At 58.2% G+C, this 10705-nt stretch carries 5 protein-coding genes and 1 pseudogene; 4 read left to right on the forward strand and 2 right to left on the reverse strand.

Annotated elements, in window-relative coordinates; translation table 11 throughout:
* Positions 1-1811 precede the first annotated feature (1811 nt).
* Together IVB48_RS11375 and IVB48_RS11380 are read left to right on the forward strand one after the other, a co-directional pair.
* The gene (locus tag IVB48_RS11375) at positions 1812-2117 is read left to right on the forward strand and encodes a hypothetical protein (protein WP_247400008.1); all 306 of its coding nucleotides are present in this window, start codon (positions 1812-1814) and stop codon (positions 2115-2117) included.
* A gap of 626 nt (positions 2118-2743) precedes the next feature.
* Positions 2744-3352, forward strand: coding sequence for an NYN domain-containing protein (locus IVB48_RS11380; RefSeq protein WP_247400011.1), 609 nt, complete (start codon positions 2744-2746; stop codon positions 3350-3352).
* An 889-nt stretch (positions 3353-4241) separates the two neighbouring features.
* Here IVB48_RS11380 and IVB48_RS11385 read toward each other — a convergent pair.
* Positions 4242-4868 carry a transposase gene (locus IVB48_RS11385; protein ID WP_247400009.1) on the reverse strand — a complete coding sequence of 209 codons (627 nt, stop codon included), beginning with the start codon at positions 4866-4868 and terminating at the stop codon, positions 4242-4244.
* A 634-nt stretch (positions 4869-5502) separates the two neighbouring features.
* Between IVB48_RS11385 and IVB48_RS11390 the strand changes: the two genes are divergently transcribed.
* Together IVB48_RS11390 and IVB48_RS11395 are read left to right on the forward strand one after the other, a co-directional pair.
* A complete protein-coding gene (locus tag IVB48_RS11390; protein ID WP_247400012.1) occupies positions 5503-5649 on the forward strand; it encodes a hypothetical protein in 147 nt (48 codons plus the stop codon).
* 115 nt (positions 5650-5764) lie between these two features.
* Positions 5765-5974, forward strand: a pseudogene (locus IVB48_RS11395) (integrase core domain-containing protein); the annotation flags it as partial.
* Positions 5975-6501: 527 nt separating this feature from the next.
* On the opposite strand, the gene IVB48_RS11400 reads toward IVB48_RS11395, so the two are convergent.
* Positions 6502-6732 (reverse strand): hypothetical protein, encoded by a 231-nt coding sequence (locus IVB48_RS11400; RefSeq protein ID WP_247400010.1) that lies wholly within the window; start codon positions 6730-6732, stop codon positions 6502-6504.
* Positions 6733-10705: the final 3973 nt, after the last annotated feature.

Genomic DNA, 10705 nt, shown 5'->3' on the forward strand with positions numbered 1-10705 from the left:
GATAGTCGCCTGTCGGGAACTTCCCGTGATTGCGAGACGTTCAAACCCGGGTTTCAGGGGGTGCCGCGCCAATGAGCGAGAATGGATTCCTCATATACCCGCTGGACACCGGAGAAGATCCGGTCTGCCTCTTCTGCGGGAAGACGATGATCGTTGCGGGCGTGGAGACTAGGGACGGAAGCCCGGAGTTCATCGCATTCAAGTGCGAGAAGTGCGCTCATACCGAGAAGTTTATTTGCGAGGAGCCGTCCTCAAGCGGGTCTAGCCCGGGTTCAGGACGAGGTGCCTAACAGCCCAGCTTTGGGAGATCTAGCTTGCATGCGTCGCAGCTGGCGAGCAGCGATCAGCTTTTTGGCGGTCGCCATGAGCGTATGGCATCGATCGCGTGCGCAACCAACACCGCAACGCTTACCAAAATGAAAAGCACGGCAACCCAGCTGAGCATGCTGCACCTCCGAATTCAGAAGTGAGCGCGCGGCCTCTGCACAGTCAAAGCTATCCTAGCTGGCGTGCCGATTCGGCGTCAGACTGAGGATTTGCGGCAACAGATTAACGCTGGGTTTAGCGGCAAAAAGCCGCGAAAAGCAGGGCGCCTACCAGAACGGCCGCGAGAAGTAGCAATAGCATACTGCAACCCTCGACTCAGGGGGGCATTACAGCGCTTTTTGCGTAATGTAGCCGCAGCAAATTTGCTTTTTCCCCAGGCGCATTAGCCGTCTTGCCAGGTCGCCCGATCGCCCGTTCGCTCCGGCCATGATACAGGTTTACCAGCAGAGGGGTGCCCAAGCACGGGCTTGAGGTTTTGATTCTAGCGATGAAGCACGTTACGAACGCCTTTTTACCAATCCGGGCTGCGCCCACCAGCTCGTTCAGCTGGCTTCGGGCGTCGCGGTGGCACAGGACGCCCGGATCCACCCTGAGAAGTTCAACTATTCCCTCCTCTTCATGCTGAAGGGAAGCGGCCCCGAGTTCGGCGCCGGCATCAGGTGCGGCCGTTGAGAAGGGCTGGCTGGAGCTGCACGAGAGCGGTACTTGCGTGGCTCCTGACCCGGGCCGAGGATTTACTAGCGCGCCCGTAGGAACCTAGCATCGTTGCCCGGCTTGCTGCCTCGCCAGCTCTCTCCTTCGTGCTGGCGGAGCGGCCCCGGCCTTACCTGTCCCAGGACCCTCCTAGCCGGGGCCGTCTCTTCGATTCGCGCAGCTAAGTCTTGGTCCCGTTCCTTCAACCGAACGACTAAACTTTCCACTATCTCCATGCATTCGGAATGCCGCAACGATTGCACGCCCCGCGCGGTCAACTCGCGCTCCAATATAGTCACCATGATGCTTTGGCTGCTCACAATCGTCCCCCGGAGAACATTGCTCCGGCCAGATGCGGCTCAACAGGCGAGGCGCCGACAATCGCACCAAAGTTCCACGGGGTATTCGTCGACCATCGCTGGGGGCTTCCTTCATCGACCTCCGTCGCTCACCAAACTCACGGCGTTGTCGAGCTCGAGCTTGAATAGATCATCATGATACTTGGCTCGCCGAACGGCTCGACTCGTACGTCAAATAAACTAACAAGGTTTGAGGTTGCCAGAATTTCCCGGCAGTCGTCAGATTCTAGTTGGCAGAAGCGAATCATCTTGGCATGCTCCTGTGACCGGGGCTGGCGTTCATCTCGCATCTATTTACACCCGGGTTCTGAAGCAACGGCAAGGCCGCGGCAGGCGTTTTAGTACGTGTTATTTAGATCAGCCTAGTGAACTCCTGAGGCCGCCCTTTAGGTGGCCTCTTCGTTGGGCATTCAATTCTGCGGGGACATTGCAATGGCAAAACCAGCCGTTTCCCGTGATGCTTTTCGGGGACTATTCGCTTTCTACGCGGCGAAAGCTCATCACGATCACAAAGCCGAAGCGGAGGAATGCCTGTTGAGGTTGTTCGGGTCTGCGGAATACATTCCTGATCGCCTACTTCAACAATGGTCTGAGAAAGCTGATCTACTCGGTCCAGAAACCGTCGGTAGTGTAGTGGGGCCGCGCGCCCGTGAACTCGCGAGCGGCGGCACGCGGTACGACCATGCGAGTGATTTTCTCCACTCGCTCCTGAGAGACCTCGGGCGAAAAATGCAGTGATCACATGCGCCGTTTCCGCTGCTCTTACCGCGCCTCTGATCAACTTTGACCTCATGGGACATCTTCAGCCCCTCACGCAGCTCGTTAGACCGGCGCGTTCGTCCATTAGCCCCTCGTCGATTAACCCGCGCGTTCTCCCTGGATCAGGGAAGGTGCTTGGTACCTCAATCTTCGAGGCGAGCGACTAGACTGCTGAAGATTTGGTTTCGATAGGGAGCAGTCAATAATATCTGGAAGATCGCCTGGTGGCCCTGTAACGAGCAGCAGTCCTACTGCACTCGCTGCCAGTCAACAAAGGGTTGCCTGACCGGTCAATGACAGACCATCGCCAGGCACCACCGCGCCTAGGTATCGACAGATCGAAAGATCAAAATCGCCAGCATTCATCCATAGAAACCTCAAATGCGCACTTCAATTAGATAGGATACATTACAAATCTGACGAGACGACTTTTGGGGCTACGGTAGGGTTTCACGCCCAGATGTTTCTGATATTAGTTGAAGCTTGAAACGTTTGACGCTACTCGACGACCTTCGTGGCCATTCCTATAGAATGCGACCAAAAATTTTGTGACGCGAATTTCCGGGATGTCTTTAACCCCGACCTGCCTCACCGAAAGCCTGCAGATGTTCCATTCACCTACCGATAAGGTCGCGCTCTTCATCGATGGAGCTAACTTCTATGCGACGGCGAAAACTCTAGGTTTTGACATCGACTACAAGCGCCTGCTGAAGGAGTTTCAGGGCCGCGGGACGCTGTTGCGGGCATTCTACTACACCGCGACCATCGAGGATCAGGAATACTCCTCGATCCGCCCGCTGATCGACTGGTTGGACTACAACGGCTACACCGTCGTCACCAAGGCGACCAAGGAGTTCATCGACGCCTCCGGACGCCGCAAGGTCAAGGGCAACATGGACATCGAGCTCGCCGTGGACGCAATGGAGCTCGCTGAGCACATCGACCAGATGGTGCTGTTCTCCGGTGACGGCGATTTCCGCTCCCTGGTCGAGGCCGTTCAGCGCCGCGGCGTGCGGGTCACCGTGATTTCCACGATCGCGAGCCAGCCGCCGATGATCGCCGACGAGCTGCGCCGCCAGGCCGACGTCTTCACTGACCTCGTCGAGCTGCAATCCAAAGTCGGCCGCGATCCATCCGAACGCCCCGCCCTGCGCGACCGCGGACACGTGCCTAAGTTCTTGCAAGAGCCGAAGGAAAACGGTTCCCCCGACTAAACGATCGGCGAATGCGACTGGACGGGTCGGTAAGGAACGCCTTTTGCGCTACCGGTGGCACCTACCTGTTCCTTCCGGCGTGCCACACAGCATAGGCGTTACCTCAGACAAGATCGTACGCGATCTTGTGACAGTGTCGCCACCCGGCCACAACCGCTAGTTCGAAGAGCTTAGGGAGACGGTAGCCCGTGGGGGGCGCGGCCGATCCAGCAACTGTTTGCTGAGTGCGAGATCGCTAAGACTCAGATCAGTTGTCAAAGCTTAAAAAATAAGGGCTTTTCGCCGTTACCTGGTGCGATGTCTTCTTTTGGGTCGATTTTGTTGCAAAAGTCGGCTGCAATGGACTTGGCCGCTGGGCCGTTCGTTGAGCCGCGCTCTGAAGCGCTGGCCCTGACGCATTTTACGCGACTTCGACGCAACGCTACGCGATGCCCAGAGCTGAGCGGTGGCGGACATGCGACCACCGATGCAAACCGGCTCAGATTCTGCGATGGCGGCTGGAACAAAACCCATATTGAGCACCTTGCGGGCCGCGCAATCGGAGCCGACCAAGCTTCAGGATGCGCTTCAACTGTGCGAACCTCATCTCGATCTCTCGATCTTCTTGCGCTGACGCCGAGAGAGCTCGAAGGCCTCGGCGCCAGCGAACGACCGGGCAACGTCTCGGGCATGCTCATGGATATCGCGCGGGATCTTGCGTGATGCTTCCTTTGGGCAGCACTGCGGTTTCTCGTGCACGGTACCGCTCGTCCTAAGCCGCTTACCACCCGGGCGGTGGTAAACGTCGCCGGTCGGGTCATATCGAAAGTCGCTCCGCGAGGAGGTGCCATCATCGCGCTTCGACTTTCTGAGATATACGGCGCGATGCCCTTCTCCTCGACAAGCCAGTTCAGTATGGGAGCCGCTCTGTAAGCGGTATTCGCGACAAGTCGCTCTGGCTTGAGACCAAAGCGTCCTCGGTCCGTTTGATCATGGTCTTTGCTGCACCGACCTCGGCCTGACAAATGGCGAGGGAGCCCTCGACATCAATGACGCCGCATGTCGATGAAATAGTTTTCGGAGTACGCGAAGAAATGCCGGTCCCTTGTGAGCGCCGGTCCACTGCGCTGCCGGGATCGGATGGCGAGACGTCGGCGCCCCACGCCGGATCGTCGAGGGTTGCCAAATACTCCTTCACCGCGCGGCTAGATCTGCTCGGATCGCGATCCCTGCGCCAGTACTGACCTGCGATCGAGCGTTGCTTATTCGCATCGGCCGCAATCAAGCTTGCATCGACTGCAAACCCCTCGCCATCGGCCAGACCGGCGGCAATGCATGTCTCAACAATCCGTTCCAACACGCGGCGGAGAACATCTCCATCACGGAAGCCCTCGTTGCGGGCGCGCGAGAACGCCGAATGATCGGGGATAGCGCTCGATACCGAGATTGCAGAACCGAGGTTCACCTGCATTTCACTGCAGATCAGCCGTTCCGAGCGGATCGCAAAGACATACTCCGCGACCAGCATCCGGATCATCAGTTCCGGATCAATCGACGGGCGCCCCATTTGACGAATAGTGAGATGCTAGTTCACCGCGAAGCCAGGACAGATGGAGAGCAGCATCGATCTTCCGCACCAGATGAGGCGTCGCCAAGACGAAACTCGTAGACACTTGACCTCGGTCATTCTTCAGACGGCCTATCATGGATCGATCTCGCCGAGATTCGTGACGCTTGCGCTTCGTGACTTGTCTTAACCGAATATTGCAACAAGAATCGGTCACAAGCGGCAGTAGAGGCCCATCGGATCGACGTCCGGTTTAGCCCTGACAGCCGACGAGACACTTCTTTCAGGGACCTTCAGCTGAGGGCCCTAGGCGCCGATTCGGCGCGGGGCTGCAAACTTCCGGTCTACTTTGAAAGAGCGGACGTCCTCGGCTTCGGGCGCGCGAATCCATTCAGACGGATGAAGCCTGGACAAACGTGAAAAGTAACGGCTAGTCATTAGCATGGGTTGGATGCCGAATTGGCTGCGACGGGCAGATGTTAGGCTGCGGCCTAGGGCTGGCGCTCAGGTCGACTTACAACCGCTGTCGGAGCCAAGCGGTCGATGGCTGAAGGCGAACTTGTTTCGCTTCCCGGGCGCGGTGTGGTCGCGGAAGCGTGGGTGTGTGGAGCTGTCAGAGGGTGACGTGATCGCGCTGCATCTTGTTGTCGAGCGGATCACGGAAGCCGGGCTGAAGGTGCGGCTGTCGGGGCGCCTTCGCGGCTGGGACGGTGCGTCCCCTGTTTGGACTTTGCTGGTGCGCAAGCGTTAGCGGATCGGGCCCTCCTGAATCTACGGGGACGAATGACGAGCGGGGTCAGAGGGGTCGGTTTCGCGGCGCGGAAGCACGGTGGCACCACCGCTACTGCAAGGCCTTTCCTGAGGAAATCAGCATTGAGCGATGCTGGCGGGCCGATTACAATCACACACGACCGCACTCGCAGCTCCGATGGAGAACCCCGTCCGAGTTCGCCATGACCTGCCACCCGCGCCGGGATCTGGCGCTGCGCTATGCCGAAGGCTCCGCGCCAGCTCCCGTCGCTCCTACCGCCCAAGAGGGCAAGTCCAACTGCCGGAGCGAACTCAAAACTGGATAAAACTTGGGGCAAGGTCACATGGGACCAGCAAAGCCATTCCTATTTGCGGTAGTCCGGCTGACAAAAGCAGCTTCGAGCCAGCGATGGAGAGAAAGCCAACGCACTTGTAGTAAGTGGCCGTAGAAAATCACGCCCACGTGGAGATGCTCCAGTAAAATCGATGCAATTCCTGTTGCTTGCGCGGCGCACTGTAGAGGGGTGGATAGATGTTGCTATGCCTTCTAATCGGCGGCATAGAGCGTCCGGGACGTATCGTCTGCGCTGCGTCTCGGTCACTATAGCAATCGCGACGCCCGCCAAAAGCGAATACTGCTTGGGCCGGTTGGGCACGAAAACCAAGTGGTGCGGCTCAGAAGCCGATTCCGAACATCAGCACGAAATTGCGCCCGCACCGGGGACAGCCCCAGAACGCGGCCGTAGGTTACTGCGGCTATACGGGTTATCGGGATCGTGTGCCCAGTCGCCGCCCGGCGGCAGGTGCCGCGACAACTTGGGACGGGGCAGCGGGGCATCGGCAATGCGCAGCATCACCGCCGGCCCTGCGGTAATTCTCCTGGCGGAGGTTTGAGCTGCTCGAGACCGGCTTCAATTACCTCGATATCGTATTGGAGCGCCTCAGAGGCTAGGTCGGGATTGATACCGGTGATTGTCTTCAGGTCGCCCATTGATTTGCGCCGGCGTGAAAGCAAATCCTCCAGCGAACGCCGATCCTTTATCTTGACGTAAGCCGCGACGATCATTGCGATGGCCGATGGCATTGCGCATACCTCAATGGTTACAGGGGCGGCAAGCCGTTCAAATCGTCGTTGATCAATCGAGATGGGCAGACACGTTAACTCGTACTCCCTAATATCTTATTGCATTAAAACTCGCGCACGACCTCCTTCGTGCTTTCAGTCGAGCTTAGCACGACATCGCAATGTTAACCTTCGCGGCCATGTCGGTCTTTTTCACCCGCGCAGCCGCGCGCGCATGCCGACCTTGATCGGCCGCTTTATGAGGATCATGGTCGATATTCCTCAATATGATGCGGGTTTCAGAAGCGACACAGCTGCAGGCGTCCGCGGATCGGCGTCGCGCGGCGCCGAACGGCGCCAGCTCCTCCGAGAAACAGCTGCGACCAGTCGTTAGCGGCCTCGAGGTTTGGTTCGCTCGGCCAAGTTGGCGCGTCACCTGATGACCGCAGATCTAGTGGTTTTCGAGGTTCAGAACTCTACGCTAGCAAGATCCTGCACGGCATCGCGCCGGCTGACTTGCCGGATGAACAAGCATCCAAGTATGTCATGGCCTCGACCGGCACCACAGCCCAGCAGCCCCTGCGCATGATGCCTCGATGCCGAATAACGAGAATGCGCACCCGAGATTTGGAGAGGCGCGCGATTCTGGGCTGAGACCAACAACCTACTCAATCGGGTTTGAACACGATCCCGATGCGAGCATCACTGGACCAAACGAGACGACAATCGCTGATGATTCGGTCTCTTTTCAAAGTATCCTGAACGTGGCAGTGCAGCTTTGTCGGTAACTCGATCCCAGCACCTTCCTCCGGCGACATCTTCCGTGCGTTTTGAAGGCCCGAGACAGGCGATGCAGTTATTCGCCACGTTGGTGTTTCCACCCATCACACACGATGAGCGAGCTTCATTATTGCCCGACGCGAACATGAAAGCGTTTCGAAGTCACGAATAAACGGGCGATTGCCGCCGGCGATACCTGCAGCACCGCCGCTCGCGCCCAGCTGGCTCGCCTGTGCTATTGTTTTCGTTACGCTCCCTGAGTGCGAGGCGAAATTGGCCCCGTAGTTCAGCAATAGTGGCTCGCTGCGCGATTTAGTAGGTTCGCGGGCTTACCTGAGCGCTACAATTGCTTCGGCAGATACTATGAAAAAGGCGCAAGCTCCGAAATGTTCGCACCGCAATGGTCGGCTTTAACGTCACCAGCGCGCCGAGACTCTAGCCGGCACCACGCGCCGGTTGCAAGCGCGGATGCTGCCCGACGATTGGGTGCGCCAGAGAACCCGCCGACCCCGCGGACTGCTTAATTCGCGACGGCCGCTGCGGTGGCCTTGGCGGCTCAAAACAACTCAGCGGATCAGCGGTGGGGTCTGATGACTACGGTTCGGGGACGCGGAACCACCACGACGTACCCCTCCACTGGAGCCGGCGGCATAGAGCTGTTTGCCATCGGGACGCTCGGATAAGTCCGCGTGGTCGCACCTCGCTCGATGAGGTTGCCTCTTCCATCACGAGCGTTCGAAATACCCTGGGTGTGAGCTGCGGCCGTAACCATCGAGAGCATGGTAGCTACCAGGTATGCGAATGTCTGTTTCATGCCAGATGTAAGCGAAGCGGACACCGATTTGTTCCTGCTGCTCCCGTCGCCGCTCGGAGCCTGCAAATCTGAATGACGGCACCTCACTTGGAGGTCGGTAGCGCCTTACTTGTCATTATGCTGGTCGGGGGCTCGTGGCCCCTGAACGTTTCGTTATGGATTCAAAGTGTGCGTGCCCTCCCTCACGCGCACTCTCCAACTCCTTAACGGTACGTCACAGCAGCCAACCCTTGGATGGTCCTACCCGCTCGGAAGGGCCGGCAAGCCAGCACGCACGCGCGTCCACGGCATCGAAAAGCACTGCGGGCCTGCCTCCGCCGCCGGCTGCCGCTTTGGAGTTGACAGGGCTGCACCCGGGCTGCGCGCGCTGCAGGCACCTGCGCATGCGTTCACGAAAGGGGCTGTCAGCCGTTCCTGCCGGTGCGCAGTTCACAGAACAAACAGCGCGAGGTGGCGCGCCGCCCAGTCCAAAGCAGCGATCCATCCGATCTCCAACGCGAGGATCGCCGCAATTGCAGTGGCGGTCGCAATCTGTTTCGTCCCCATCACCCTGTCCAAGCCCATGAAACACGCCGGAAAAACTTGGCAACGCGACGCCGGTTCCTAAAATTGGTCAAGTTGGCCCGGTCCTCCAACACCACTGCGGGTGCAGCTCGTTGGTAGTTCGGACGTCTAATAGGGAACCGCAGCTTTGAGCACCCTTAACAAGCCGTCGATGCCGAGCCGGCTGCGGCCAGGGAGAAAATCATTGCCGGCGCCGCTTTCTCCGAAAGCCCGGAGCGAAAGGTACTGAAAGAGGGATACAACTGGATTGATGGTTGATGCCTCGAAAACCCTTCGAGGAGACTGCAAGGAGAGATCGCCTGATTCTAGTCGGCTCTACAGCAAGGATAGCGAAGAAAGAGTTTGGGCGCCCGGGCGTTTACAGCTTGTAAAGCACGGGCAATCAATCCTCGGCCGGTGTTCACAAGTGGACCGGCTTCAACTTAGAGGCAGCATACCACTGCTCAGCCTTGGTTTGGATTCGCCTCCATCCCGAGCGTTGGCGGTGGCCTCAGCTTTTATCACCCTTCCAAAGCTGAGGTCGCCTACCTAGTTCTGGTTCGCAGCTGCGCAAGCAATCCCGGGGGCCTCGGGGTTGTGCTGTCATTGCTGAGCCCTTCTTGGGACGTGCCAGCATGGGTATCAATCCCCCACCGAAACAAAAGATGAGAATCTTGCCCCGACTGAGGAGGGCCCGATGGCAAAAAAATCATTACTTGAAGGAATTGCCAGACAGTTGTGGACACCGCCTGAACCGCTGCTGCAGATGCTGTAAAGCGCACGCCCGATGTGACTGCCGGAGAGACCAACCAACAAATCTACCTTCCTGAAGCGACCGAAGCCGACCTCTGTTCCACCGCCGATCTTTCGTCGCAAGAAGTCGCAGCTGCGGGGGCGAAGAAGCTTGCCAGGAAAGCGGCTAAAAAGGCGCCCAAGAAGGTCGCCAAGAATGCAGCACCCTAAGAAGACCGCGAAGAAGAGCAAGAGGAAATCGAAGCGCTAGCGCTTCTTGGTGGTGCAGTTCGTTGCAACCACTAGAAACGCCCCATGCTTTGCTTCTTCGACGCTCAGGAGCTCCCTCCGTGTTGGTTGGTCGTTGCCCGGCCTCCTGACAGTCGAAATAGAACCTTGTCGTCACCGCCAATGCGATGCCTTGATCAAACGTCAGTATTGACTGGAACTGGCTTCTAGCCGCATTCGGCGCTTTGGTATTGGCATTGCGCTTCGGTTGGATCTGCCTATTGGGCTGGATCGCATCCGGATTGGTGCATTTACTGCTGGTTCATTTTATCTAGCTCAGCCGCCAGATCACCCACCCAATAAACGCCCACACGAGGCCGTTAAATACGAGCGCGCACAGAAGCAGCTTCCCCCGGCGGCTCAACATCATTTTGTATTTAGAACTGACAGCATTCGGATTCGCGGGCTTGAGGCTCCGCTCACATTGCTCGCTTTCGTGGCGGATTCGAGACCCGTCCCTTGAGCAGAATATCTGATCGTGAATACCGGACCGCCTTGAGCTCCTGAAGGAGGGAGCTTCGAGACAAACAACCATCCTGAGGAGCAAACTCACACCCTACGGAGTGCCCGGTGCGGAATGCGCCACTTCCCACGAATTACTCGGAATCGGAGTGCGCCCAGATTGGGCACCGACCGGGTACCAGATGTTGGGAGCTTGCGCGAGCTGGTCGGGAGACGATGGCGCGCCCTGAGCAAATCGCGGCAAACTTTGATCAATAGCCTAAAGCCGCAACAGGGCCAATCGCTGGCTGGTATTCCGCCAACGGCCTGCTCGCGGCTGCCTTCAAACGGGACGGCGCCCCTGCTGTAACGCGGCTAACTTTGCTCCGGCAATCT

Origin of the sequence: Bradyrhizobium sp. 76 (assembly GCF_023073025.1) — a bacterium.
Lineage (GTDB): Bacteria > Pseudomonadota > Alphaproteobacteria > Rhizobiales > Xanthobacteraceae > Bradyrhizobium.

Bases quoted from the DNA above. Each gene is read 5' to 3' on its own strand.
- IVB48_RS11375 (WP_247400008.1), top strand. From the start codon at position 1,812: ATGGCAAAACCAGCCGTTTCCCGTGATGCTTTTCGGGGACTATTCGCT.
- IVB48_RS11400 (WP_247400010.1), bottom strand. From the start codon at position 6,732: ATGCCATCGGCCATCGCAATGATCGTCGCGGCTTACGTCAAGATAAAG.
- IVB48_RS11380 (WP_247400011.1), top strand. From the start codon at position 2,744: ATGTTCCATTCACCTACCGATAAGGTCGCGCTCTTCATCGATGGAGCT.
- IVB48_RS11385 (WP_247400009.1), bottom strand. From the start codon at position 4,868: ATGATCCGGATGCTGGTCGCGGAGTATGTCTTTGCGATCCGCTCGGAA.